Origin of the sequence: Nocardia sp. NPDC087230 (assembly GCF_044744725.1) — a bacterium.
Lineage (GTDB): Bacteria > Actinomycetota > Actinomycetes > Mycobacteriales > Mycobacteriaceae > Nocardia > Nocardia canadensis.
Window position 1 is genome coordinate 994134 of record NZ_JBIUYV010000002.1, and the last position, 25601, is coordinate 1019734.

Below are 25601 nucleotides of genomic sequence, written 5' to 3' on the forward strand. Positions count from 1 at the left end.
CCCTCACGCCTCGACGACCGCACGCCAGGCCGTCGCCAGCCGCAGCGCCCTGACCTTGCCCGCCACCCCGAGCAGCGGCTCGTCACGCTCCCAGCGGCTCCGGACCGCCGGGTCGACCCGGTCCCACAGCGGCGCGAGTTCGGCCCGCAGGCGCGTCAGCCGCTCGAAGATCCCGCCCAGCGCGATGTGCACGCCGGCCGAACCCGGGTCCTCGGTGCCCACGCCACGCACGGCCGCAAACAGGGCCAGCAGCTGTTCTACGGCCTCGGCGGGCCATTCCGCTTGCCGGGCCACCCGAACGAGCTGTCCGAGCACAGCGGCGACCACATGCAGATCCTCGACGGTGCGGAACGGCTTGAGGAAGTTGGCGTAGCCGTCGCCGGGCAGCAGTTCCCCCGGCGCGGCGTCGAAAGTGACGGTGGCGTGCGGGATCTCCGGAGCGAACGGCAGCGCGGGCAGCGGCGTCACCACGACGCCGGGACCGGCGGGCACCAGCACCGCCCGCAGCGCGGCGCGGCCGTCGGCCTGCTCGCCCGCCCTGGCGATCACGAGGAAGCGGGTGGCGAACTCGCCCAGGGTCGCGAAGGACTTGGTCCCGGTGACGAAGCCGTCGGCGGTCACCGTGGTCGTCAGCTGCGACGGCTTGGACCCGTTCGCCTCGGTCGCGCACATGGAGGTGAGTCCGGTGGCGTCGAGCGGCACCAGCGCGCCGAGCGCTTCCTGATATCCGCCGAGAAACGCCGTACCTGTTCCGGCACTGTCGAATCCGGCGACAACGGCGCGATCGATGGAACTGGCGAAAGCGGCGCTCCGGGCGCGATGGTGTGCCGCGATCGCGGCGATATCGGTCGACCCCGACTCGACAGGGGCCGCACTGAGCAGAAAATCGAAAACCGAGGAATTCACAGAAGTGGAGCCTAGGGGAATCGAACCCCTAACCCCTGCCTTGCAAAGGCAGTGCTCTGCCAATTGAGCTAAGGCCCCTGGCTGGCTTGATGAAACCAGTTGGCAACCCGAATCAGCGGGTGGTGACCTCGCGCCAGAGGTCTGCGTCATCGCGCTTGCGGAATTTGGTGATACCGATGAGAACCGCGATCACAACACCGACCGTGAGGACAATCTTCATGATTCCCACCCTACTGTGATGTTCGGGAGTGGGCCTAGGAGGACTTGAACCTCCGACCTCTTCGTTATCAGCGAAGCGCTCTAACCGCCTGAGCTATAGGCCCGTACTCGTTTTCGATCCCCTGCCGGAGCAGTGAACCGCAACGAGGAACGAGGTTACCCTACCCGGCCGGGGATAACCAAAACGGCCGGTCAAGCCCCTTTTTACGGGGCTGACCGGCCGTCGTGGCAGAGCCTGTTCCTAGTCCGGATCGGCCAGGGTCACCTGGATGCCACCGACCAGATCGCAGCACTGGTTGTAGATGAACACGCCCACTGTCGCCAGCGCGGTGAACAGCACCACGTTGATCAGACCGATGACGCCCGCGTAGCCGAAGACGGTGCCCGCGTCGATCAGGCTCGACGAGCTGCCCTCCTGGTTCAGCATCTCGCCCAGCGAGTTGTCCAGGTTGTCCCATACGCCCATGCCGGCCAGCACGATGTAGAGCAGACCGACGGCCAGCATCCACACGAAGAACAGCGCCACGCTGATCACCAGGGTGATCTTGAGCGTCGACCACGGATCGATCCGGCGGATCTGCACCGTCGCGCGTAGCGGCTCACCGGACGCGGCGGCCGCGATGGCCACCGGCACGGCGGGCGAGACCGCCCCGGCGGACGCGGCGGCGGCCCGCGCGCTCGGCCCCGGCTGCGGCGGGATGTGCGCCATCGGCAGCCCGGGCGCCGCCGCGGGCGCGGCCTGGCCGTCCGGCGTCGGATGCCGCACCTCGGACAGGTCCGGCATGTCCTTGACCAGCTCGGGACGGGCGATGCTGCGGGTCGGTCCGTCGATACCGACGGACTTCACCATCGCCGCTTCCTTGCGGGCCGCCTTGGCCGCCAGGTCGGCGGTGGTCCGGGCATTGGACGCGCCGCTGCCCTTCAGCCCACCGGACGAGGGGCCCGCACCGCCAGAGGACGGACGCCCCTGGCTCGGGGCCTCACCGGGCCGGTACAGGTTCGACTGCGGCTCGCGCTGCGGCAGCTGCGCCCACCCGTCCTGGTAGGGCGACTTGCCCTTTCCGTTGCCGGCGGGCGGGGTGGGTTCGTTGCCCATCCGCACGGTCGACTGGTCGAACGATTCGCCCCCGGCGGCACCGGATTCCGGCGCTGCCGCGCCCTCGGCCGGACCGCCCTGGCGTGGGATCGGCCGCGGCTGGATCGGAGACGAGGCAATCCGCTCGGTGACGCCGTTGGTCTGGTTCCGATCGTCGTTCGACTGATTCGGTGTGGTCAATGGAATCCTCAGATCCGTTCGTTGCCGCCGCTGGTTGGGTTACTGCTCCGAAGCCGCGTCGCCGGTGAGCTGATCGGGATCGGGCTCGTCGGCGTTGCGCGCGATCGCTAGCAAGGTATCGCCATCCGCGAGGTTCATCAATCGCACGCCCTTGGTCTGGCGTCCAGCTTTCCGAACTTGCTTGGCTGCGGTGCGGATGACGCCACCACTGGAAGTGATCGCGTACAACTCGTCCTCGTCGTCGACGATGAGCGCACCGACCAGGCTGCCACGTTTCGGGTCGTACTGAATTGTCAATACGCCTTTTCCGCCACGACCCTGCGCGGTGTACTCCTCGATCGCCGTACGTTTGGCATACCCACCCGCGGTGGCCACCAAAAGGTAGGTGTCCTCGCGGACCACATTGAGCGAGAGCAATTCGTCGTCGGCGTTGAACCGCATGCCCTGCACACCGGAAGTGGCGCGGCCCATCGGACGCAGCGCCTCGTCGGTGGCGGAGAAGCGGATCGACTGACCGTGCGCCGAGACCAGCAGCAGATCGTCGTCGGCCGAGCACAGCACGGCGCCGACCAGCTCGTCGTCGTCGCGCAGGTTCACCGCGACGATGCCGCCGGACCGGTTGGAGTCGAAGTCGGTGAGCTTGGACTTCTTCACCAGGCCGGCGCGCGTGGCGAGCACCAGGTACGGCGCGTCCTCGTAGGTCTTGAGCTGGATGATCTGGGCGATCTTCTCGTCCGGCTGGAACGCCAGCAGGTTCGCCACGTGCTGACCACGCGCGGTCCGGTTGGCCTCGGGCAGCTCGTAGGCCTTGGCCCGGTAGACCCGGCCCTTGTTGGTGAAGAACAGCAGCCAGTCGTGGGTGGACGACACGAAGAAGTGCTTGACGATGTCGTCCTGCTTGAGGCCTGCGCCCTGCACGCCCTTGCCGCCGCGCTTCTGCGAGCGGTACAGGTCGGTCTTGGTGCGCTTGGCGTAGCCGGTCTCGGTGATCGTGACGACCACGTCCTCGCGGGCGATCAGGTCCTCGTCGGCGACGTCACCGTCGTTGGCGATGATCCTGGTCCGGCGGTCGTCGCCGTACTTCTCGACGATCTCCGACAGCTCGTCGCGCACGATCGCGCGCTGGCGCTCCGGCTTCTCCAGGATGTCCTTGTAGTCGGCGATCTCGAGCTCGATCTTGGCCAGATCGTCGACGATCCGCTGCCGCTCCAGGGCGGACAGGCGGCGCAGCTGCATGTCCAGGATCGCGGTGGCCTGGATGTCGTCGATCTCGAGCAGCTGCATCAGGCCGGTGCGCGCGGTGTCGGTGTTGGCCGAGCGGCGGATCAGCGCGATGACCTCGTCGAGCAGGTCGAGCGCCTTGACCAGGCCGCGCAGGATGTGGGCCCGCTCCTCGGCCTTGCGCAGCAGGTAGCGGGTGCGCCGGACGATGACTTCCAACTGGTGGTCGACGTAGTACCGGATCATCTGATCCAGGCGCAGCGTGCGCGGCACGCCGTCGACGATCGAGAGCATGTTCGCGCCGAAGCTGGTCTGCAGCTGGGTGTGCTTGTACAGGTTGTTCAGCACGACCTTGGCGACCGCGTCGCGCTTGACCGTCACCACGATGCGCATGCCCACACGGTCGGAGGACTCGTCGTGGATATCGGAGATACCCGCGATCTTGCCGTCCTTGACCTGCTCGGCGATCGAGTTGATGAAGTTGTCGGTGTTGACCTGGTACGGCAGCTCGGTGATGACGATCTGGGTCTGCCCGCGGCTGCCCTCCTCGATCTCCACCACACCGCGCATGCGGATCGAGCCGCGGCCGGTGGTGTAGGCGTCGTGGATGCCCTGGCCGCCGACGATCAGGCCGTGGGTCGGGAAGTCCGGGCCCTTGACCCGTTCCATGCACGCGGCGAGGGTGGTCTCCTCGTCGGCGTCGTAGTTCTCCAGCGCCCAGTAGATGGCCTCGGCCAGCTCGTTGAGGTTGTGCGGCGGGATGTTGGTCGCCATGCCGACCGCGATGCCGTTGCTGCCGTTCATCAGCAGCGCGGGCACGCGCGCGGGCAGCACGGTCGGCTCCTGCGAGCGACCGTCGTAGTTGGGGACGAAATCGACGGTCTCGCTGTCGATATCGCGCAGCATCTCCATCGCGAGCGGCGTCAGGCGGCACTCGGTGTATCGCATGGCGGCCGCGCCGTCGTTGCCGCGGGAACCGAAGTTGCCCTGGCCGTCGACCAGCGGGTAGCGCAGCGACCAGGGCTGCGCCATGCGCACGAGGGTGTCGTAGATCGACGCGTCGCCGTGCGGGTGGTAGTTACCCATGGTCTCGGCGACCGGACGGGCCGACTTCACATAGCCGCGGTCGGGGCGGTAGCCGTTGTCGTACATCGCGTAGAGCACGCGCCGATGCACGGGCTTGAGGCCGTCGCGCACGTCGGGCAGCGCGCGGCCCACGATCACGCTCATCGCGTAATCGATGTAGCTGCTCTGCATTTCGTTCTGGATGTCGACCGGTTCGATCCGGTCGCCCGCACCACCGGAGGGCGGCAGCGTGGTCTCAGTCATCAAATCTCCTTCGAGGGCCTGACATGCTTCACGGGCGCGCGCTTACGGCGCAGCACCGGTTACACGTCCAGGAAGCGGACGTCCTTGGCATTGCGGGTGATGAAGCTGCGACGTGCCTCCACGTCTTCGCCCATGAGCACGGAGAACAGCTCGTCGGCCGCGGCCGCGTCGTCGAGCGTCACCTGACGAAGCACCCGCACCGACGGATCCATGGTGGTTTCCCACAGCTCCTTGGCATTCATCTCGCCCAGACCCTTGTAACGCTGGACGCCGTCGTCCTTGTTGATCTTCTTGCCCGCGGCCAGACCGGCTTCGAGCAGCGCGTCGCGCTCGCGGTCGGAGTAGGCGAACTCCGGGTCGGTGCGCATCCACTTGAGCTTGTACAGCGGCGGCTGGGCCAGGAACACGTGCCCGTGCTCGACCAGCGGGCGCATGAACCGGAACAGCAGCGTGAGCAACAGGGTCGCGATGTGCTGGCCGTCGACGTCGGCGTCGGCCATCAGGATGATCTTGTTGTAGCGCAGCTTCGCGATATCGAACTCGTCGTGGATGCCGGTGCCGAACGCGGTGATGATCGACTGGACCTCGTTGTTCTTGAGGACGCGGTCGATGCGGGCCTTCTCGACGTTGATGATCTTGCCGCGCAGCGGCAGGATCGCCTGGTACATCGAGTCGCGGCCGGACTTGGCCGAGCCGCCGGCGGAGTCACCCTCGACGATGTAGATCTCGCACTTGCTCGGATCCTTGGAGCGGCAGTCGGCCAGCTTGCCGGGCAGGCCGCCCAGGTCGGTGGCCGACTTGCGGCGCACCAGCTCACGCGCCTTGCGCGCGGCCACGCGAGCCTGCGCCGAGGACACCGCCTTCTGCACGATGGTCTTCGCGTCGGCCGGGTTGGCCTCGAACCAGTGCGTCAGGTGCTCGTTGCAGGCGCGCTGCACGAACGACTTGACCTCGGTGTTGCCCAGCTTGGTCTTGGTCTGGCCCTCGAACTGCGGCTCGCCGACCTTGACGCTCACGATGGCGGCCAGGCCCTCGCGGATGTCGTCACCGGTGAGGTTGCCGTCCTTCTCCTTGAGGAGCTTCTTCTCCTTGGCGTACTTGTTGACCACCGTGGTCAGCGCCGCGCGGAAGCCCTCTTCGTGGGTGCCGCCCTCATGGGTGTTGATCGTGTTGGCGAAGGTGTGGACCGACTCGGAGTAGCCCGAGTTCCACTGCATCGCGACCTCGAGCTCGTGGCCGGTGCCTTTGCCGGTGAAGCCGACCACCGAGTTGTGGATGGCCTGCTTGGTGCGGTTGATGTGGCGGACGAAGTCCACCAGGCCGCCCGGGTAGTGGTAGGTGCGGGTCTTGACCTTGTGCTCGACCGGCTTCTCGACGCCTTCCTCGGCGTGCTTGGGCGCCTCGGCGGTATCGCTGACGACCTCGTCGGTGACGTCGGACTCGCTCACGCGCTGGTCGGTGAGGGTGATGGTCAGGCCCTTGTTGAGGAACGCCATCTCCTGCAGGCGGCGCGCGACCGTCTCGAAGTTGTAGGTGGTGGTCTCGAAGATCTCCGGGTCGGCCCAGAATCGGATCGTCGTACCGGTGCGCTTGGTCGGCTCGCCCTGGATGAGCTTGCCCGGCTTGGCGTCCTTGTAGGTCTGGGCCCAGTGGTAGCCGTCGGTGTCGATCTCGGCTTCCAGCTTGGACGACAGGGCGTTGACCACCGAGATGCCGACACCGTGCAGACCACCGGAGACGGCGTAGGAGTCGGAGTCGAACTTGCCGCCGGCGTGCAGCTGCGTCATGACGACCTCGACGGTCGGAATGCCCTGCGCGTGCATGGCGGTGGGGATACCGCGGCCGTCGTCGATGACCTCGACACCGCCGTCCTCCAGCAGCGTGACGTCGACCCGCGTCGCGTAGCCGGCCATCGCCTCGTCGACCGAGTTGTCCACAACCTCCCAGATGAGGTGGTGGAGGCCGCGTTCACCGGTGGAACCGATGTACATGCCAGGGCGCTTGCGCACCGCTTCGAGGCCTTCGAGGACTGTGATGGAGGAGGCACCGTAGCCCTGCTTGTTGCCCGATGCGTTGGAGTCGTTGGCAGCCACTTGTCGGTAGCTCTCCTTACTTGCTGATCCCTGTCGCAGCGATCGGGCAGCACGCGGACTGCACAGCACGCGTCGAGGGTTCGCCGCTGGTTACGTCACCATCCTACTGGTAAGCCCAACTTACAGTGCACCTACGACACCCCTGACGCCGCCGTGAATGCAAGAAATCGGTCTACGGTGACAAGATTCCGCCTTCCGGAGATTTCCGCCCGGCAGAACTGGCGTGAGACTTGCGTTCGGCGGTTCCACGTGAAACGCGATCGACCGCCCCCGAGGCCGCTCCGAGTTATCCACAGGTTTTGTCCACATGTACAAAACTCGGGGCCCGAGAGCGTTGCGGCCACAAGGCAACTCGCCCCGGTCACCGCCCGGCTATCCGTAGGTGTCGCGTGGCCCGCGGCCCTTGATGTGTCGTTCGCCCTTGCGCCAGCTCGGCGCGGCGGGCCCGGTGATCCGCAGCGAGGTGACCACGCCCTGACCGACCGCGGCATTGATCTTGGCCAGGATCTGGCCCTGCAGCATGCGCAGCTGGGTGGCCCACGCGGTGGACTCGGCGGCGATCTTGAGCACGCCGCCCTCCAGCGTCACCGGGGTGGCATGCGAGGCGATATCCTCCCCGACCACACTGGTCCACCGGCCGAACACCATGCCTTCGGCCACCTTGCCCGACCAGCCACGACTCTTCGCGATCGACCCGGTCAGGGCCGACAACAGCTGGGGATCACGGGGGTCGGGACCTGCGCCGGACCAGCCGGTGCGCCTGCGTCCACCCGCGCGCAGCTTGCGGACCGGGGACGCCCGGCCCTGGCCGACCGACTTGCCGCTGGCCTTGGCAGCGGCCCTGGCCTCCTCCAGCGCGCGCCGGGCCAGATCGATCCCGCGCAGCTCCGGTTCGGGCTCTTCGCTCACCTTGGTTCCTTCCGGTGTCGAGGCTGGCCGAGTGCGGACTGAGTCTACGCCGGAGCGCCGACAGCGCCGTCCAGGCCGATCCGGCATATGTCCAGCATGTTGCCGGTTTTCCACAGGCTGCTGTTGATAACTATCGCTATCTGTGCATATCTTCCGGTTGTTCGGCCACCTCGGCGACGATTCGTGAGGTACGCCGATCGGCTTCGCCGGTCGTTTGCACCCGCAGCGGTTCGGCGGCCAGCTCGGCCGGCACGTCCTCGGCCACCGCCGCGGTGATGAGCACCTGCTCCGCGCCGGCGGCCACCTCGGCCAGCGCGGTCCGCCTGCGCCGATCCAGTTCGGCGAACACGTCGTCGAGCAGCAGCACCGGCTCGGTGCCCGCGCTGCGCAGCAGTTCGAACGAGGCCAGCCGCAGCGCCAGCGCGAACGACCAGGACTCACCGTGACTGGCGAAGCCCTTCGCGGGCGAGCTGCCGAGAAGCAGCTCGAGGTCGTCGCGGTGCGGGCCGACCAGGCACACCCCGCGCTCGAGTTCCCGGCTCCTGGCGGCGGCCAGCTCGCGCAGCACGATCTCGTGCAGGTGCGCCACGTCGTCGGCCCCCGGCTCGCGCGCCGGATCGAGGAGTTCGGGCGGCAGATATCCCGAGCGATAAGCGATTGCCGCGGGCCGTGATTCGGGCGCGATCGATCGATATGCCTGTGCCAGATACGGATACAGGTCGTGGACCAGGCGCAATCGCTGGGCCAGCAGCACCGAGGCGTGCTCGGCCAGATGCCCGTCCCACACGTCGAGGGTGCTCAGATCGGCGCGGGAACGGACATGGCGCCCAGCGGTTTTCAACAGCGCCGAGCGCTGGCGCAGCACCTTGTCGTAGTCGGCGCGCACGCCGGCCAGCCTGGGCAGGCGGGCTGTGCACAACTCGTCGAGGAACCGTCGGCGCTCCCCCGGATCGCCGCGCACCAGCGACAGATCCTCCGGCGCGAACAGCACGGTCTGCAGAATCCCGAGGATCTCCCTGGACCGGCGCACCGGCGACCGGTTGATCTGGGCCCGGTTGGCGCTGCCCTGCTTGAGCTCCACATCGACGCGCAATTCGCGGCCCGTGTTCACCACGGTCGCCCCGATCCGGGCCTGGGTCGCCCCCATCCGGATCAGCGGCGCGTCGGCGGAGACCCGATGCGACCCCAGCGTCGCCAGATAACCGATCGCCTCGAGCAGATTGGTCTTGCCGTTGCCATTGGCCCCCAACAGCACCGTGCGCCCTGGGGACAACTCGAGCTCGGCGTGTTCCCACGACCGGAAATCACGGACCGACAGCGCACGAATGAACATGCCGGATTACGCGGGCGGGCCGGCTCAGCCGGGCAGCCGGACCGGCATCAGCAGGTAGATGTACTGGCTCTCCAGCGCCGCGAACGCACCCGACTCGAGCACCTTGGGCTCCTCGTCGGAGGCGGGCAGCAGCACGGCGGGACGGCTCGGGGTGGTGAACCCGAAGGTGACCCGCTCCGCGTGCAGCGCCGACAGTCCCTCGGTCAGGTAGCCGGGGTTGAAGGCGATGGTCAGCGGCTCACCGCGGAAATCGGCCTCCAGCCATTCCTCGGCGCGGCCCGCGTCGTCCCCACCCGCCGACAGCAGCACGCCGTCGGTGGAGAACTCCAGACGCACCTGGGCACCGCGCTCGGCCACCAGGGCGACGCGCTTGATCGCCTCGGACAGCGCCGCGACGGGCAGCGTGGCGATGGAGGTGTGCTCCTTGGGGAGCAACTGGCGGAACTTGGGGAATTCCGCGTCGAGCAGGCGGGTGGTGGTGCGCCGGCCCGCGTTGACGATGCCGAGCAGGCCGTCGGCCCCGCCACCGCTGCCCAGCGACAGCTGCACGGGCGCGTCGGCGGCACCGAGGGTCTTGGCGGCTTCGGACAGTGTGCGCGCCGGGATGAGCACGGCGGTCTCGATGTCGGAGCGGGTGGGCTGCCACTGCAGGTGCCGCACGGCCAGGCGGAAGCGGTCGGTGGCGGCGAGGACGACATCGTTGCCCTCGATCTCGACCCGGATGCCGGTGAGCATGGGGAGCGTGTCGTCGCGGCCCGCGGCGACGGCGACCTGACCGACCGCCTCGGCGAACACATCGACACCGAGCTCACCGGTCTGCTGCGGCACCTCGGGCAGCTGGGGATAGTCCTCGACCGGCATGGTCGGCAGGGAGAACTTGGCGCTACCGCAGGCGATGAGCACGCGGGTGCCGTCGACGGAGACATCGACCGGCTTGTTGGACAGCGCCTTGGTGATGTCGGCGAGCAGTCGGCCCGAGACCAGCACCTGGCCGGGACCGGCGACCTCGGCGGCCACCCGCATCTGCGCGGAGACCTCGTAGTCGAAGCCGGAGACCGTCAGGCCGTTCTCGTCGGCGACCAGCAGCACACCACCCAGAACGGGCACCGGAGGACGGGAGGGCAGGCTGCGCGCCACCCAGGCCACCGACTCGGCGAAATCCTCTCGGGCGACCCGAAACTTCATGCTCGCAAGCTCCATCGCCCGATTTGTCCTCTCCGAGTTTCGAATCCGTGTGCGGGGTGTTCAGCGGAGTTGAGGTGCTGCGTCGGCCGCGCACTGAGTCTCGCACAACAAGCCGACAACCAAACGGTACCCGGGCATCGCGGGAAGTCCGCATCGACCCTCCCTGCCGATCGAGCCCTCGCTACCCGTCCCCTCTCCTCCTTGCCGCTTGTGAGTGGAGCACCGACTGAGCCGAGCCTCTCCGACCGACTTTCCACACACCTTGTTTTGAAGAGATCTCTTCAAGAAATAGAACTGAAGTAGTAGTAGGCACTGTGGAATCTGTGGACTTCGGCCGAATCCGCAGGTCAGAGCGCACGTCGGCATGGGGATGGCCGTGGGGTGTCTCGAGGATGAACCGGGAGCGTCTGTGGACGCACGAAGTTGTCCCATTTCCATCCTCGAGTAGTCCTCGAGTTGTTCCACCGGATTCACCCTGTTGTTCACACGCGGGGGCAGGGTGGTGGCAACCAGGTGGATTCCTCGAGGACTCCACACGGATTCCTCGAGGAATCCACAGGGCAGATCCGCCGACGTCGCAGGTCGGGGTGACCGTGGAGGTGTGAGTGGATCCGGCTGTGGACGATGTGGACAACTCCCTGTGAGCGAACACTCCCAGATCGCTCCCCAGCCCCTGTGCGCCGATCGGTGCACAACCGGTGGATTCCTCGAGGACTCCACAGGGATTCCTCGAGGAATCCACAAGGCAAAAAAGAACACCGCCCCAGGTCAGGGCGGTGTTCGAGGGTGTGGATGAAATCAGCGCGAGCGCTGTTTGATCCGGGCTGTGAGTTCTTGCACCTGGTCGTAGACACGGCGTCGCTCGGTCATCTCCTTGCGCACCTTCTTCTCCGCGTACATCACCGTCGTGTGGTCGCGACCGAACGCCTGCCCGATCTTGGGCAGCGACAGATCGGTGAGCTCGCGGCACAGGTACATCGCGATCTGCCGGGCCTGCGCCAGCGGCCTGGCCTTGCCAGGCCCGGTCAGTTCCTCGAGCGTCGTGTTGAAGTACTCGGCGGTGACAGCCATGATCGTCGCCGCGTTGATCTCCAGCGCCGCGGTGTCGGGCATGAGATCGCGCAGCACGACCTCGGCCAGCGAGAGATCCAGCGGCTGACCGTTGAGCGAGGCGAAGGCCGTCACCCGGATCAGCGCGCCCTCGAGCTCACGGATATTGCGCTCCACCCGGCTGGCGATCAGTTCGAGCACGTCGTGCGGCACATCGAGCCGGTCCATCCGCGCCTTCTTGCGCAGGATCGCGATGCGGGTCTCCAGTTCGGGCGGCTGCACATCGGTGATCAGGCCCCACTCGAAGCGGGTCCGCAGCCGCTCCTCCAGGGTCGCCAGCTGCTTGGGCGGGCGGTCGGAGGAGACGACGATCTGCTTGTTCGCGTTGTGCAGGGTGTTGAAGGTGTGGAAGAACTCCTCCTGGATGCCTTCCTTGCCCTCGATGAACTGGATGTCGTCGACCAGCAGGATGTCGGTCTCGCGGTAGCGACGCTTGAACGCGACCTTGCGATCGTCGCGCAGGCTGTTGATGAAGTCGTTGGTGAACTCCTCGGTGGAGACGTACTTCACCCGCATGCCGGGGAACAGTCGCTGCGCGTAGTGCCCCGCCGCGTGCAGCAGGTGCGTCTTGCCCAGACCCGACGCACCCCAGACGAACAGCGGGTTGTAGGCCCGGGCCGGCGCTTCCGCGATCGCGACCGCGGCCGCGTGCGCGAACCGGTTGGACGCGCCGATGACGAACGTCTCGAACGTGTACTTGGCGTTCAGGCTCGCCGAGGACGACGCCTGCGGCGGGGCCTCGGGCGACTTGTTGAAGTAGGTCGGCCAGTTGTTGCGGGCGTCGACCACCGGCTCGTCGTCCGCGGGCTCGGCACCGGGCGTACCCGGCCGCAGCGGTTCCGGCGCGGCCTCGGTGGGTGCCTCCTCGGCCCGCGCGGCGATCGGCTCCTCCGACTGCGGACCCCGGCCCCGGCTCGGCGCGCGCTGCGGCGGCGGGTCGGGGGTGAACAGCGACTCCTGGCCGGGCGGGATGTGCTCACGCCGGGGCGAACCGGACTGCTCCCGCCGGGCGGGCGGGGCGGCGTCGGCCGGGCGCTGATCCGGGCGCGCGCTACGGAACTCCGCGCGACCGCCGAACTCGCCGTTGGCGAAGTCGGGAACCGGATAGACCGCGGTCGGTTCGAAATCGGTGCCGGGGAACTCGGCGCGCTCGGGCTGGAACTCCGGCGCCTGGCCGTATTCCGGCGCCGGCGCGTACTCCGGCTGCTGCTGGTATTCGGGCTGCGCCGGGTATTCCGGTTCGGGCTGCCGGTATTCCGGCTCGGCCTGGTACTCCCGATGACCGGCATAGTCGGGCCGCTCGCCGTACTCGCCCGGCTGCGCGGGGTACTCGCGGCCGCCGTAGCTGTTGCCGTAGTCACCGGTGGGCTGATATTCCTGCCCACCCTGGTAGTCGTTGCCGTACTCACCATTGCCCGCGGGGTACTCGCCGGCACCGTAGCGGGGCCGGCCGTACTCACCGCGCGCGGCGTAGTCGGGAACACTGAAATCGGGACCGGGATAACCGGTCGGCGGGCGCACCTGCTCGCGCGGGCGCTCCGGCCGGCTCGTCATCCTGGCGTGCCGCGGCGAATTGCCGGCCCGCTCCCCCGCGGCCGGGCTCGGCGCGGCGATGCGGACACCCAAACCCTCCACCTGCGGCCCGAGCCGACGCCCCAGCGATCGCAGGATCGGCTCGCGCAGATCACGCTCGATTGCTTCCTGGGCCAGCGAGGACGGAACCGACAGCAACGCGAAGCCCTGGGCGACGGTGAGCGGTTTGACCAGTTTCAGCCAGGCCTGCTGCGCGCGGCTGACCGCGGGGATGGCGCCGTCGGCCGAGCCGGTGGTGAGCTCGGCGACCACCTCAGGCCATACGGTGGCCAGCACATTCTGCTCGTCGTCCATGCAGCGTCCTCCCCGGACCGGTTTGTTGGGGCCCACGGCCGGGCGCACGCGGACAATCACCTGTGAACAGGTGGAATCCAGTGATCCTGCGTACAACCGAAGCCGGTTCGAACGCCGTGCGGTCCCAGAATCCGGACTGCGGCGCGGGCACCGTCGGCCCTACGAATATGCCACTCCGGCCGTCTTTCCACACAATTATCCACAGATGTGGACAAACCTGGGGATAGAGGGAATCTGCCAGCGTGTGGCAGTGAATGGGGCTGGACCTGCGGTTCTTCAGCAATCCCCCGGCTACAGAGGTTAGCCGCCCCCGCCGCAGAAGGCCAGAGGTGTGGACGAACTCACGAAAAGTCCCCGGATGCGTCAGTGCGTCCCGGGCGTGTCGCCCCAGGTCGGCCCAGCTCGGGGCGAGGCGGCGGGGTCCGGTAATCTGGACATCGTGCCTGGCGCACGTGCTTTGGGGGCCGAGTTTGACCCTGCGTGGCGGTATCAGTACCCTCGTACAGTCACCCCTTGGCGCGGTGGCGGCTGTGTGCTGCACGTCGATCGCCAAGGCTTTCTGCGTGTAGACCGCGGTCCGCTGCGCAGACATCCGAATCATTGAACAGACTTCGGGCGCCGAACGGTGCCCACCAACTCGAGGAGTGTTGACCGTGGCCAAGGGCAAGCGGACGTTCCAGCCGAACAACCGTCGTCGGGCGCGCGTGCACGGCTTCCGCCTCCGGATGCGCACCCGTGCGGGTCGCGCCATCGTTTCGGCGCGTCGCCGTAAGGGCCGTGCCGAACTGACTGCCTGATCGCGCGTAGTCGGACGCTCGGGTGTTGCCTGAGCCGTATCGGTTGCACCACCGTGCCGAATTCTCCCGCACGGTGCGCCGCGGTCAGCGAATCGGGAGGCGAGATCTCGTCGTACACGCGTTCACGCACACGTACGACGATGTCGCCGACGTCGATTCCCTGATCCGGGTAGGCGGTCCGCGGTTCGGGCTGATTGTGAGCAAGGCGGTGGGTAACGCGGTGGTTCGCCACCGGGTGGCCCGCCGCCTGCGTCATATGTGCGCCCAGATCGTCGACGAATTGCCGGCCGGTACCGATGTCGTTATTCGGGCGCTGCCCGGTGCGGCCACCGCCGACTCCGCCGAGTTGCTGCGCCAGCTGCGCACCGGACTACGCAAGCTCGGTTTGCGTAGTGCTCCGGAGCCCGCGCTCGGTCGCACCCCGGCCGGTGAGCGGCGATGAGGACCCTCACCCGCTTACCCGCGAACGCGCTGATCTTCCTGATCGAGCTGTACCGGACCTATGTCTCCCCCACCCGGATGCCGATCTGCCGGTTCACTCCCACCTGCAGTGAATACGCGGTGACCGCTCTGCGCACGCGCGGGCTGGTCGTCGGATCGGCACTGACGGTCGTGCGCCTCGCGAAATGCGCGCCCTGGCACCCTGGAGGGTGGGATCCCGTGCCAGAGCGCGGGTCGAATGCCTGCACAAAGTCATCGCCCGCGCTGATCGGCGATACGAACGACGGGAGTACCTAGAGCCGTGCTCGACATCATCTATTGGCCGGTATCCGCGATTCTGTGGTTCTGGCACAAAGCCTTCGGCTTCGTGTTCGGAGCCGACAGTGGGCTCGCCTGGAGCCTCGCCATCGTCTTCCTGGTCTTCACGCTGCGGCTCGTGCTGTACAAGCCGTTCGTGAAGCAGGTGCGCACCACCAAGCAGATGCAGGAGCTGCAGCCTCAGATCAAGGAGCTGCAGAAGAAGTACAAGAACGACCGCGAGACCATGGCGCGGGAGATGCAGAAGCTGCAGAAGGAACACGGCTTCAACCCGCTGATGGGCTGTCTGCCGGTCCTCGTGCAGGTGCCGGTCTTCCTCGGTCTCTTCCACGTGCTGCGTTCGTTCAACCGCACCGGCCACGGCTTCGGCCAGCTGGGGATGTCCGCGTACGACAACGCACACACCCCGAACTACATCTTCAGCGCGGCCGACGTCCAGTCGTTCCTGAGCGCCCGTATCTTCGGCGCCCCGATCGCGTCGTTCATCACCATGCCGCAGAGTGAGCTGTCGGCCTTCGCCGAGTGGGGTGGCACGCCGACCAAGCTGAGCATCGCCCTCGTCGCGATCCCGCTGATGGTCATCGCCGGTCTGGCGACCCACTTCAACGCCCGCGCCTCCGTCCAGCGGCAGACGCCGGAAGCCGCCGCCAACCCGCAGGCCGCGATCATGAACAAGCTGTCGCTGTGGGTCTTCCCGCTCGGCGTGCTCGTCGGTGGTCCCTTCCTGATGATCGGCATCCTGATCTACTGGGTGGCCAACAACATCTGGACCTACGGTCAGCAGCACCTGGTGTTCGGCCGCATGGAGAAGGAAGAGGAAGAGAAGAAGGCGAAGAAGCTGGAGCTGCGCGCACAGAACGCGCCCAAGCCCGGCGCCAAGCCGGTCGACGTCCGCAAGAAACAGGATGCCCCGGCCGACGACACCGCCTCGACGAACGGCACCGCCGCGACCAACGGCACCGCCAAGCAGGCCGCCAAGCAGGGTGGCGGCCAGCGCAGGCCGGGCGGTCAGAAGCGGCCGGGTAACCGCGGCCGCGCGAACCAGAAGCGTAAGCGCTGAGTGGCGATCAGATAGAGGAATCCAATGACTGTTGAGACCGAGACCGACGGAGGGGACGCCACTGTGGCGACGACTGTTGACGTCGTGAACGACGCCGAAGAAGCGTTGATCGAAGAGGGCGAGATCGCGGGCGACTACCTCGAGCAGCTGCTGGACGTGCTCGACTTCGACGGCGACATCGACCTCGATGTCGAGGGCGACCGCGCCGTCGTGAGCATCGATGGCGGCCGCGATCTGACCAAGCTCGTCGGACGCAACGGCGAAGTTCTCGACGCGCTGCAGGAGCTGACCCGCCTGGCCGTGCAGCAGGCGACCGGCGTCCGCAGCCGCCTGATGCTCGATGTGGCCGGCTGGCGCGCTCAGCGTCGCACCGACCTGAGCGAGCTCGGTGTCGCCGCGGCGAAGCGCGTGCTCGAGTCGGGCCAGCCCGAGGCACTGTCGGCGATGACTCCGTTCGAGCGCAAGATCGTGCACGACGCCGTCGCCGACATCGACGGTGTGGCGAGCGAGAGCGAAGGTGTCGAGCCGAATCGTCATGTGGTGGTAGTGCCCGAGTAGGCTGATTCCGCCGCGACCACGTTTGGTGTGATAGGGCCTCCGGTCTCGGACCGGGGGCCTTATTCATGCCCTATTGCGATCGACCACCACTCGGAAGGATGTTTCACGTGGAACTCGAACTGGGTGCGCTGTCCGCCGAGTTGGACCCGCCCGCCGCTGCCGCGCGGATCTTCGGCGACCGCCTGGACCTCGCCCGCCGCTACTGCGCGGCACTGGCCACCGCCGGCGTGGAGCGCGGACTCATCGGCCCGCGCGAAGTCCCCCGCCTCTGGGAGCGGCACATCCTCAACTGCGCGGTGGTCGGCGAGCTGATCGACGAGGGCGCGTCCGTCGTCGATGTCGGCAGCGGCGCCGGACTCCCCGGCATCCCGTTGGCCATTGCCCGGCCCGATCTCCGCATCACCCTCGTCGAGCCGCTGCTGCGGCGCACGGTGTTCCTGGGTGAGTTCATCGAAGAAGCCGGACTCAAGAATGTGACCGTCGTTCGCGGACGGGCCGAGCAGTCCGGTGTCATCAAGGAAGCCGGCGGCGCGGACGTGGTCACCTCCCGCGCGGTCGCCCCTCTCGCGAAGCTCGCCCATTGGTCGCTCCCCCTCCTCCGTGATCACGGTCGGATGCTCGCTCTCAAGGGAACGAGTGCCGCCGAGGAACTCGAGCGCGACGGCGCCGAACTGATCCGCGATGGTGCCACCGATCTCCGCGTGGTCGGGTGCGGTGCCGGGATCGTCGAGGTGCCGACTCTGGTGATCAGCGCCGAGCTGCTCCCCCGCGCCGAGCGTCCGACGCGTCGGAGTGGGCGGAAGGTCGCGAGCGCGGAGAAGAAGTCGCGGAAGCGATAGTTCACATTTCGTAACGTGACGAAACTGCCCGAGGGTGTTGGTTGCCTGCCGCCGAGTCGGGCGGAAATTCGTTATCTGCGCCGAAGCGTCAAGAACTGCTCCGTCGCGTTGTTTCACGTGGAACGTACAGCCGGTGGAACCGGATCTGGCGCAGTGCGGCCTGGGTAGTCGCTCGCCGGATTTCGTCTGTCGGATCGACTTCGTAGTAGGTCCGTGCAGTCGAGGGGATCCTGGTCTATGAATTCTCGGTAGGGGTGGGCTTTGCTCCGCGTTCTCCGCAGCTCGATGGATTGCTTGATACGGTGCCGATCGGTGCGTTGCGGGTAGCCCGCCGTGGCGTGGCCGCCAGGCCGGGTGCGGGAGTTGGTGGGCGCGTGCGGGTCGGGGCGAGGTGCGGGATCGCTGGGGTGGTGCTGATCGTTGAAGCGCTGTGAATCGCGGGGTGTGGAATGGGGTGCTGCGCGCAGCGTGACTTGGCGGGAGTGGCGCGGGCTGGCCGGGGTGCGGGGCGAGTGGCTGGGGTGGGGCCGGATCGTCGGGTGCGGAGCGGGCCGTCGGGTGGGGTCGGATCGTCGGGGGCGGGAGCGCGCCGCCGGGCGGGGTCGGATCGTCGGGGGCGGGAGCGCGCCGCCGGGCGGGGTCGGATCGTCGGGGGCGGGAGCGCGCCGCCGGGCGGGGCCGGATCGTCGGGTGCGGAGCGGGCCGCCGGGCGGGGCCGGATCGTCGGGGGCGGAGCAGATCGTCGGTCTGAGACCGGTTCGTCGGATGCGGTGCGGGCCGCCGAGTATGGAGTGGGCGGCTGAGTGCGGGGCGGCGGGGTGGGGTGCGGGCCGCTGGGGCGAGTGGATCACTGCCGCCCACCTCCCGAACTCATTGCCGGACCAGGTACTCCGAGACGATCAACCGCCGCATCGGCCGCTGGGCGGCTGCTGTCCAGACCGAACGCATCCACATCGAGTCGGCCCGCGAGCAGTGACTGTCGGCAGCGCTGATCGATTCGTAGTGTGCGCCGCCAGTTCGGACGTTGAGCACCTCGCCCGGACCACATGCCCCGGACTCTTGTGGCGGACCGACGCCGCGGTACTCGACGGGCAGCGGCAACCCAGCTCCCTGGCAGAACAGGATGCCCTGCATCGTCCGCGAGTCAGTGGCCGGCCAGATAGCCGATCGCGATCTATGCGATCTGCCGACTGCGAGGAGTCGATCGCCGAGTTCGATGCCGATCGCTATTCGGGATCGCGCCCTGCCCAGTCTCGGCCCACGCCGCCCGTGAGCGGAGAGCATGGTCGGTGGGTAGGAAGTCGCGGGGCAGAGTGCGTCGGTCGGACGATGCCAGTGATACGTCGTCGTCGGCGAAGTCGTGAGCGATGAGCCCGCCGGTCCCGGTCGCCCGAACGTTCTCGGTGGCTGCGGAGCGGGTGGGCCGCGGGATATGGAATGGATCGCCATGTGGGTGTGGGCCGCCGGGTGCGGTACGGAACGCCAGGTGTGGGGAGAAGACCGCTGCGCGCGGGTGCCGGACCACCGGGTGCGGTGCGGACCGGTGGGTGTGGTGCGGACCGGTGGGTGTGGTGCGGACCGGTGGGTGTGGTGCGGACCGGTGGGTGTGGTGCGGACCGGTGGGTGTGGAGGCGGGAGCCGGGTACGGGACGTGGGGTGCTGGGTGTGGTGTGGATGACGGGTGCGGAGCGCTGGGAGCCGGTACGGGACTTAGGGCGCTGGTGCGGTGCGGGTGCGGACGGCCGGGCGTGGGTTGGGGGCTGGGGTGCGGTGCGGATGCCGGGCGTGGAGTGGACCGCTGGGTGTGTGGAGTGGACTGCTGGGTGTGCGGAGTGGCTCAGGAGGTGTGGGGTGGGACCTTGGGTGTGGAGTGGGTGGCTGCGCGCTGTGCGGGTTGTTGGGTGTGGAGTGGTGCGCTGGGTTGCTCATTCAGTTCGGTCTCCGTGTAGGGACTCTCGTGGTGGGGTGAGAGTCTGGAGGTCTTTCGCTGGTGTCGGGTTCGATGTCGCCGAGGCAGGCGGTCGCTTGATCGGACAGGGCCGCCGTCGGTCGGTATCCGAAAAGACTGCTCCGAGGTTCCAGGTTTCATCTGCTCTGGTTGTTCGGTGGCGTCGACGGATTGGCGCGCCCATGCCAGCGCTCGCGGAGTGATTTGGGCCCCGAACACGGTGGGCGCAGTGGATGCGGGTCGAACAGCTTGGCTGCGGGAACCACCGTCGGTCTCCGTGCGGTGGCCGGACATTCGACCGCCTCGACATAGTAGTGGTGATGCCGCCATGGGTGCCGTCGTCTCAATCCCGCTGCGCGGCCAGAAGCTGTGGCATCCGTGGGGCGCGCGGACAGCTGGCATACGGACAGGCGGCCCGCAGCCTGGCGCCACGAAGACAGCGCACACCACGAAGACAGCGCATCACGGGGCGGCGTGCCACGAAGACGACGCGCGACGAAGGCTGCGCACCATGCGAACGCGCCGATCGGGATGGGAGATTGGATGTGTCGGCCATTCCGAGGACCGTGTGCCACGAAGACCGTGCGCCACGAAGACCGTGCGCCACGAAGACCGTGCGCCACGAAGACCGTGCGCCACGAAGACCGTGCGCCGCGGGATAACGCGGCACGGAGGTTTCGCGCCGCAAAGACCGCCCCGAGGATTGCGCGGCACGGGATTGCGCGGCACGGAGGTCACGCGCCACCAAGACCACTGCACGCGGACAGCACGGCGCCGGGGATAGCGCGGCGCCGGGGATAGCGCGGCGCCGGGGATAGCGCGGCGCCGGGGATAGCGCGGCGCCGGGGACAGCACGGCGCCGGGGACAGCACGGCGCCGGGGACAGCACGGCGCCGGGGACAGCACGGCGCCGGGGACAGCACGGCGCCGGGGACAGCGCGGTGTTGAGGACAGGGCGGCAAAGTGTCGTGCCATGTCGTCGATCCGAAGAGGGCGGAGGCCGGTCGATGGAGCTCCGGCGGCTCTTGCCCGCCACCGACTCCCTTGGTCTCGGCGTCGAGTCCCGACTGCCGTGGCACACGCCTGTCCTCGCCGGACGTCGCGACACCGGTGTGGCCCGGCCGCAGTGGAGCCTCGGAGAGTAGGGATCTGATGACGGACCGAGGGCCTGTCCCGACACGTCACCATCTCGCGAAAGGCCAAGGGGGTGGCGACACAGGGCCCAGGACCGGGTCGGAAACTCTGGTCGGCCCGACGATTTCAGACCCGCCACTCCCCCGTGTTTCCCGTGAAACATTGATCCGGAAAGTGATTTGCGCGAACTTGGGTGTGTCCTTCTCGGCGTGCCGCGATTCAGCTTTCCTATCGGTCGTAGTGCTGGCAAGCTGTTCAGAGTCGGGCGTGCGCGCCGGGAGCCACCGTGGCAGTGGCCGGACGCCGCCGATCTTGTTTGTGATGACACGGCGCCGACGCTCGGTCGGGAGAACGTGATCTGAAGTTTCTCGGGTTAGGAGCTGTCTATGTCGAGCGGTCCGGCGAATGTTTCACGGGAAACAGCGTCGCGGGTCCCGGGGATGCTGGATTCCAGCAACTTCGACGCGGAGACGTTCGGGAACACTCCTTTCGGGCACATCTCCCCGGCCGAGACCCCGATCGCGGCGGAAGCGCAACGCGCCAGCCAGATTCTGCATCCAGGAAAGGTCACTGTGCCGAAACCCCGCGAGCAACGGATCATCACCATCGCCAACCAGAAGGGCGGCGTGGGTAAAACCACGACGACGGTCAATCTCGCTGCGGCGCTAGCGCACCAGGGCATGACGGTTCTTGTCGTCGATCTCGATCCGCAGGGCAACGCGAGCACGGCGCTGGGCGTCGCGCATCACTCCGGGGTGCCGTCCAGCTACGAACTGCTGATCGGTGAGGTGACCGTCAAGGACGCGATTCAGCAGAGTCCGCACAGCGAGCGACTGCTGTGCGTGCCCGCCACGATCGACCTCGCCGGCGCCGAGATCGAGCTCGTCTCGATGGTTGCCCGGGAGGGGCGGCTGAAGGCCGCGATCCACGAAGCGGCGATGGCCGGGTACGACATCGACTACGTCCTCATCGATTGCCCGCCGTCGCTCGGCCTGCTCACGGTCAACGCGCTCGTGGCGGCCAAGGAGGTGCTGATCCCGATCCAGTGCGAGTACTACGCGCTGGAGGGCGTCGGTCAGCTGCTCCGCAATATCGGGCTGGTGCAGGCACACCTCAACCCCGAGCTCCACGTCTCCACCGTCCTGCTGACGATGTACGACGGCCGCACCAAACTGGCCGACCAGGTGGCCGAGGAAGTGCGCAACCACTTCGGCGACGTCGTCCTCAAGTCGATGATTCCGCGCAGCGTGAAGGTCTCGGAGGCGCCGGGCTACGGGATGACCGTGCTCGATTATGATCCAGGCTCCCGCGGTGCGATGAGCTACCTGGACGCGGGGCGTGAGCTCGCCGCCCGCGCCCAGCTCCGCCAGGACGCGTCGTAGTGGTGTGTTGGAACGAGGAAGGGATCGGTAGCCGATGAGTCAGGCGAAAAAGGGCGGTCTCGGGCGCGGGTTGGCCGCACTGATCCCGACGGGTCCGGCAGCGACGGCGCCGGGCCTCAGCAGTGCCGCGGCGAGCGTCATCGGGATCAACCCGATCGGCCCGCAGCCGGCCGAGGCGTTCCTGCATCGCGTCCCGGATGCCGAGCCCGAACCGGAGGAAGACCTCGTCTCCCCCGGCGGCGCGGTCTACCGCGAGGTGCCTGCCGAGCAGATCGAGCCGAACCCGAAGCAGCCGCGGCAGGTCTTCGAGGAGGAGGCGCTGGCGGAGCTGGTGCACTCGATCCGCGAGTTCGGCCTGATGCAGCCGATCGTGGTGCGGCGGGTCGAGCCGGGTGTCGACAAGTTCCAGTTGGTCATGGGCGAGCGCCGGTGGCGCGCATGCCAGGAAGCCGGACTGACGACGATTCCGGCGATCATCCGCGACACCGCCGACGGCTCGATGCTGCGCGACGCACTGCTGGAGAACATCCACCGCGTGCAGCTGAACCCACTCGAAGAGGCGGCCGCGTATCAGCAGCTGCTCGAGGAATTCGATGTCACCCACGAGGAATTGGCCTCGCGAATCGGTCGTTCGCGACCGGTGGTGACGAATATGATCCGATTGCTGAAGCTGCCGATCCCCGTGCAGCGTCGGGTGGCCGCCGGGGTGCTCTCGGCCGGACACGCCAGGGCGCTGCTCGGCTTGGATGCCGGAGCCGACGCACAGGAAGTGTTGGCGGCGCGGATCGTCGCCGAGGGACTGTCGGTCCGGGCCACCGAGGAAGCGGTGACGCTGGCGAACCGCAATCCCTCGGAGGTCGCTCCCCCGGCGCCGAAGCGTAAGCCGATCCACATGCCGGGTCTGCAAGAAGTGGCCGAACGGCTGTCGGGCTCCTACGACACCCGGGTCACGGTCAGCCTCGGAAAGCGTAAAGGCAAGATCGTTGTCGAGTTCGGTTCCGTCGAAGACCTCGAGCGCATTGTGGCGCTGATGGAGCAATCCGGCCCCGAAACGTCACTGTGACGGGGCACTCCCAGTCTTTCTACATAATTGAAAGAGGCGGCATTACTGTGGATAGTGATGTGGCGTGAGCGTGGATGAATCGGACAGCTGGAGGCTGAGCAGAGCGGTGTCGACCAGCGTCACGGCATTGACCCTCGATCGACTCGATCAGCTCCCGGCGCACACCCGGCGGTGTGTGTTCTGGGAGCTCGATCCAGCCGTCGCTGCCGACTCACACGCTTTCAGCGATCCGGTCTTCGAGAAGGAAGCCTGGCTCTCGACCGTGATGCTCGAGTGGGGCTCGTGCGGTCAGCTGGCGCATGTGGACAACAACATCGCAGGCTGCGCGCTGTACTCACCGCCGAGCGCGGTCCCCCGGTCGACCCTGTTCCCCACCTCCCCCGTGAGCCCGGACGCGGTCCTGCTGACCACGCTGCAGGCCGAATTCCCCTACGAGGAGGCCGATGTAGCCCATCGGCTGATTCAGGGCGTGGTGGCCGATCTGGTGCGTCGTGGTGTGCGTGCGATCGAGGCGTTCGGCATTCGCAACAGCCCGTCGACGAGCTCGCTGGCCGACCGCGGTCTCGGTTCGTCCATGCGACTGATGGAGCGGATCGCGGCCCCGCTGCGCGATCCGGCGGCGGCGACTCATTGCACCCCCGAAACCTGCATGATCGACGCCGATTTCCTGGCCGACGTCGGTTTCGAAGTGGTGGCCCCGCATCACCGCTTCCCCCGGCTGCGGCTCGAGCTCGACTCCGACCACGGCTGGAAGGAAGACGTGGAGCGCGCCCTCGACCAGCTCCTGGCGGCGGCGTCGATAGTGCCGCCGACCCGCGTCGGCGTGCACTGAACCGGACAGACGACAACGGCCCTGCGGAGAACCGCAGGGCCGTTGGCCGTTTCGGGGCTGCTATCAGACGCGCGGAGCGGGGACGTGGCCCGCGTCGGCGGCGGCCAGCTCCTCGGCGAGCAGCTCGGCGAAGGTGTAGGTGCCGGTGGGCTGGTCGTCCTGGCCGAGCAGGTACAGCCGCTTGACCGAGATGAGGATGGCTTCGGCGATCACGTCCCGCATGCGCGGGTTGGTGAGCACCGAGGCGTCGTACTCGTTGGTGAGGTAGCCGAGGTCCACCTGCACGGTCGGCATCTTGGTGAGCCGCAGCAGGTCCCAGGTGCGCTGGTGCGTGCGGCAGTCCTGCACCGAGGTGCGGGCGACGACCTCGCGCTGGATGAAGCCGGCCAGCACCTGGCCGATCATCGACACCGAGCCGTGCGAGTTGCCGAAGTAGAAGCCGGCCACGCCCTTCGCCGACGGATTGTCACTGGTGGCGCAGCGCAGCGAGATCATCAGGTCGGCGTCGAAGGCGTTGGACGTCTCGGCGCGTTCCACGTCGGTGGGGTTGGCGCCCCACGGGCGGGACAGGAACGTCTCCATGCCGGTGGCGGCCATCCGGCCCTCCAGCCGCGAGGCCAGATCCCACAGGATCTCCGACTCGTAGACGTCACCGAACTCGGTGGGCACCGCGAATCCCTTGTCGGCGCCGCCGAACCCGGGATCGATGACGATGCGCTTGCCGGTGAGCTGCGGGCCCGCCCGGTGCACCACCTCTTCCTCGGCGATGCGATGCGGGTTGCCGCCGGTGACGCGCGCGCCGAGCAGATCCAGCGAACGCAAGGTGTCGGGGCCGCAGATGCCGTCGGCGGACAGGCCGATCTCGCGCTGGAAGGCGCTGAGACCGTCGTGGGTGTGCGGGCCGAAATAGCCGTCGACCCGGTGCACGTAGAAGCCGAGGTCCTGCAGCTTGCGCTGCAGGGTCGCGACATCGTCACCGTAGAGCGGCGCGGACAGCTGGTAGATCAGTGTGCGGGCACCCAGGCGGTAGGAGGCTTCCTTCAGCGCGCGGTACGTGGCCGGACCGACCACGCCGTCGACGAGCAGACCGCGTTGCTGCTGGAACGCGCGGACCGCCGAGTCGAGCGGACGGTCGAACTCCGCGTCGGTGTCCTTCCAGTAATCGCCGTGCTGGGGATGCAGGAAGCCCAGGCTTGCGAGGGTGCTCCGAACCTCTGCTACGGCTGGTCCTGAATCGCCGTGACGAAGTCGGTGCATGCGTGAGAGCCCTTTCCTTCGGCCGGAGCGTCGCCTCGATTGTCTCAGACCCGGGCCGTATTACGGCAATCCCGGGTCCAGGCATCCTACGGCGCGTCGGCCGGTAGGAGGTGCTTTATCAGACCGCTGGTCAGATGAGACCGTCGAGTTCGCGCAGCAGTGCCGCCTTGCCCTTGGCGCCGACGATCTGCTTCACGGGCTTGCCGCCCTGGAACAGGATCATCGTCGGCAGGGACAGGATCTGGTAATCGCGGGCCGCGCCGGGGTTGGCCTCGGTGTCGAGCTTGGCGATCGTCAGCTTGTCGGCGTGGGTGCCCGCGATCTCCTCCAGCACGGGGGCGACCATCTTGCACGGACCGCACCAGTCGGCCCAGAAGTCGACCAGCACCGGCTTCTCGCTGAGCAGGACGTCATCGGCGAACGACTGGTCGGTGACGGTGATGGTGTTGGCGCTCTCGGCCATGGCTGTACTCCTTGCTGGGGTGGAACTCGACGTGCTCGAAA

Annotated in this window: 20 protein-coding genes and 2 tRNA genes; 9 read left to right on the top strand and 13 right to left on the bottom strand. The window is 67.7% G+C overall.

The window, feature by feature from the left end; translation table 11 throughout:
* Positions 1-3: 3 nt before the first annotated feature.
* The 11 genes from ACIO52_RS10845 to dnaA all read right to left on the bottom strand — a co-directional run bounded on the left by ACIO52_RS10845 (position 4) and on the right by dnaA (position 13468).
* Positions 4-906 (bottom strand): acyl-CoA dehydrogenase family protein, encoded by a 903-nt coding sequence (locus tag ACIO52_RS10845; protein WP_402643225.1) that lies wholly within the window; start codon positions 904-906, stop codon positions 4-6.
* A 5-nt stretch (positions 907-911) separates the two neighbouring features.
* Positions 912-984, bottom strand: a tRNA-Ala gene (locus tag ACIO52_RS10850).
* A gap of 34 nt (positions 985-1018) precedes the next feature.
* Positions 1019-1126: a DLW-39 family protein gene (locus ACIO52_RS10855; RefSeq protein ID WP_211359241.1), complete on the bottom strand. Its 108-nt coding sequence runs from the start codon at positions 1124-1126 to the stop codon at positions 1019-1021.
* 29 nt (positions 1127-1155) lie between these two features.
* Positions 1156-1229, bottom strand: a tRNA-Ile gene (locus tag ACIO52_RS10860).
* A gap of 137 nt (positions 1230-1366) precedes the next feature.
* Entirely contained in the window at positions 1367-2401 is a 1035-nt protein-coding gene (locus tag ACIO52_RS10865) for a DUF3566 domain-containing protein (protein ID WP_316573091.1), read from the bottom strand.
* A 39-nt stretch (positions 2402-2440) separates the two neighbouring features.
* A complete protein-coding gene (gene gyrA, locus ACIO52_RS10870; protein ID WP_218722276.1) occupies positions 2441-4951 on the bottom strand; it encodes a DNA gyrase subunit A in 2511 nt (836 codons plus the stop codon).
* Positions 4952-5010: 59 nt separating this feature from the next.
* Positions 5011-7044, bottom strand: a complete 2034-nt coding sequence (gene gyrB, locus ACIO52_RS10875) for a DNA topoisomerase (ATP-hydrolyzing) subunit B (RefSeq protein ID WP_218722275.1) — start codon at positions 7042-7044, stop codon at positions 5011-5013.
* A gap of 372 nt (positions 7045-7416) precedes the next feature.
* Positions 7417-7953, bottom strand: a complete 537-nt coding sequence (locus tag ACIO52_RS10880) for a DUF721 family protein (protein WP_218722274.1) — start codon at positions 7951-7953, stop codon at positions 7417-7419.
* A gap of 136 nt (positions 7954-8089) precedes the next feature.
* Complete coding sequence (gene recF, locus ACIO52_RS10885; protein ID WP_402643231.1) at positions 8090-9286, bottom strand: DNA replication/repair protein RecF; 1197 nt, start codon at positions 9284-9286, stop codon at positions 8090-8092.
* A gap of 24 nt (positions 9287-9310) precedes the next feature.
* Positions 9311-10486, bottom strand: a complete 1176-nt coding sequence (gene dnaN, locus ACIO52_RS10890) for a DNA polymerase III subunit beta (protein ID WP_218722272.1) — start codon at positions 10484-10486, stop codon at positions 9311-9313.
* A gap of 783 nt (positions 10487-11269) precedes the next feature.
* A complete protein-coding gene (gene dnaA / locus ACIO52_RS10895) occupies positions 11270-13468 on the bottom strand; it encodes a chromosomal replication initiator protein DnaA (protein ID WP_402643236.1) in 2199 nt (732 codons plus the stop codon).
* Between the two features lie 653 nt (positions 13469-14121).
* Between dnaA and rpmH the strand changes: the two genes are divergently transcribed.
* The 9 genes from rpmH to ACIO52_RS10940 all read left to right on the top strand — a co-directional run bounded on the left by rpmH (position 14122) and on the right by ACIO52_RS10940 (position 23840).
* Entirely contained in the window at positions 14122-14265 is a 144-nt protein-coding gene (rpmH, locus tag ACIO52_RS10900) for a 50S ribosomal protein L34 (RefSeq protein ID WP_005516618.1), read from the top strand.
* 22 nt (positions 14266-14287) lie between these two features.
* Positions 14288-14707, top strand: coding sequence for a ribonuclease P protein component (rnpA, locus tag ACIO52_RS10905; RefSeq protein WP_218722270.1), 420 nt, complete (start codon positions 14288-14290; stop codon positions 14705-14707).
* Positions 14704-15003 (top strand): membrane protein insertion efficiency factor YidD, encoded by a 300-nt coding sequence (yidD, locus tag ACIO52_RS10910; RefSeq protein ID WP_342801842.1) that lies wholly within the window; start codon positions 14704-14706, stop codon positions 15001-15003. Before rnpA ends, yidD begins: the two co-directional genes overlap by 4 nt.
* 4 nt (positions 15004-15007) lie before the next feature.
* Positions 15008-16084 (top strand): membrane protein insertase YidC, encoded by a 1077-nt coding sequence (gene yidC / locus ACIO52_RS10915; RefSeq protein ID WP_218722268.1) that lies wholly within the window; start codon positions 15008-15010, stop codon positions 16082-16084.
* Between the two features lie 24 nt (positions 16085-16108).
* Positions 16109-16642, top strand: a complete 534-nt coding sequence (locus ACIO52_RS10920; protein ID WP_402643244.1) for a protein jag — start codon at positions 16109-16111, stop codon at positions 16640-16642.
* 98 nt (positions 16643-16740) lie between these two features.
* Positions 16741-17481 carry a 16S rRNA (guanine(527)-N(7))-methyltransferase RsmG gene (gene rsmG, locus ACIO52_RS10925; RefSeq protein WP_402643246.1) on the top strand — a complete coding sequence of 247 codons (741 nt, stop codon included), beginning with the start codon at positions 16741-16743 and terminating at the stop codon, positions 17479-17481.
* A 3522-nt stretch (positions 17482-21003) separates the two neighbouring features.
* Complete coding sequence (locus ACIO52_RS10930; protein ID WP_255588799.1) at positions 21004-21945, top strand: ParA family protein; 942 nt, start codon at positions 21004-21006, stop codon at positions 21943-21945.
* Positions 21946-21979: 34 nt separating this feature from the next.
* Positions 21980-23008, top strand: a complete 1029-nt coding sequence (locus ACIO52_RS10935; RefSeq protein WP_218722265.1) for a ParB/RepB/Spo0J family partition protein — start codon at positions 21980-21982, stop codon at positions 23006-23008.
* A gap of 106 nt (positions 23009-23114) precedes the next feature.
* Positions 23115-23840 (top strand): GNAT family N-acetyltransferase, encoded by a 726-nt coding sequence (locus tag ACIO52_RS10940; protein ID WP_402643585.1) that lies wholly within the window; start codon positions 23115-23117, stop codon positions 23838-23840.
* Between the two features lie 63 nt (positions 23841-23903).
* Here ACIO52_RS10940 and ACIO52_RS10945 read toward each other — a convergent pair whose 3' ends face one another.
* Entirely contained in the window at positions 23904-25097 is a 1194-nt protein-coding gene (locus ACIO52_RS10945; RefSeq protein WP_218722264.1) for an N-acetylmuramoyl-L-alanine amidase, read from the bottom strand.
* A 130-nt stretch (positions 25098-25227) separates the two neighbouring features.
* Positions 25228-25560 carry a thioredoxin gene (trxA, locus tag ACIO52_RS10950; RefSeq protein ID WP_019050115.1) on the bottom strand — a complete coding sequence of 111 codons (333 nt, stop codon included), beginning with the start codon at positions 25558-25560 and terminating at the stop codon, positions 25228-25230.
* Positions 25561-25601: the final 41 nt, after the last annotated feature.

Bases quoted from the DNA above. Each gene is read 5' to 3' on its own strand.
- recF (WP_402643231.1), bottom strand. From the start codon at position 9,286: ATGTTCATTCGTGCGCTGTCGGTCCGTGATTTCCGGTCGTGGGAACAC.
- yidD (WP_342801842.1), top strand. From the start codon at position 14,704: ATGAGGACCCTCACCCGCTTACCCGCGAACGCGCTGATCTTCCTGATC.
- trxA (WP_019050115.1), bottom strand. From the start codon at position 25,560: ATGGCCGAGAGCGCCAACACCATCACCGTCACCGACCAGTCGTTCGCC.
- dnaN (WP_218722272.1), bottom strand. From the start codon at position 10,486: ATGGAGCTTGCGAGCATGAAGTTTCGGGTCGCCCGAGAGGATTTCGCC.
- ACIO52_RS10945 (WP_218722264.1), bottom strand. From the start codon at position 25,097: ATGCACCGACTTCGTCACGGCGATTCAGGACCAGCCGTAGCAGAGGTT.
- ACIO52_RS10855 (WP_211359241.1), bottom strand. From the start codon at position 1,126: ATGAAGATTGTCCTCACGGTCGGTGTTGTGATCGCGGTTCTCATCGGT.
- ACIO52_RS10935 (WP_218722265.1), top strand. From the start codon at position 21,980: ATGAGTCAGGCGAAAAAGGGCGGTCTCGGGCGCGGGTTGGCCGCACTG.
- dnaA (WP_402643236.1), bottom strand. From the start codon at position 13,468: ATGGACGACGAGCAGAATGTGCTGGCCACCGTATGGCCTGAGGTGGTC.
- ACIO52_RS10930 (WP_255588799.1), top strand. From the start codon at position 21,004: ATGCTGGATTCCAGCAACTTCGACGCGGAGACGTTCGGGAACACTCCT.
- ACIO52_RS10920 (WP_402643244.1), top strand. From the start codon at position 16,109: ATGACTGTTGAGACCGAGACCGACGGAGGGGACGCCACTGTGGCGACG.
- gyrA (WP_218722276.1), bottom strand. From the start codon at position 4,951: ATGACTGAGACCACGCTGCCGCCCTCCGGTGGTGCGGGCGACCGGATC.
- rsmG (WP_402643246.1), top strand. From the start codon at position 16,741: ATGTTTCACGTGGAACTCGAACTGGGTGCGCTGTCCGCCGAGTTGGAC.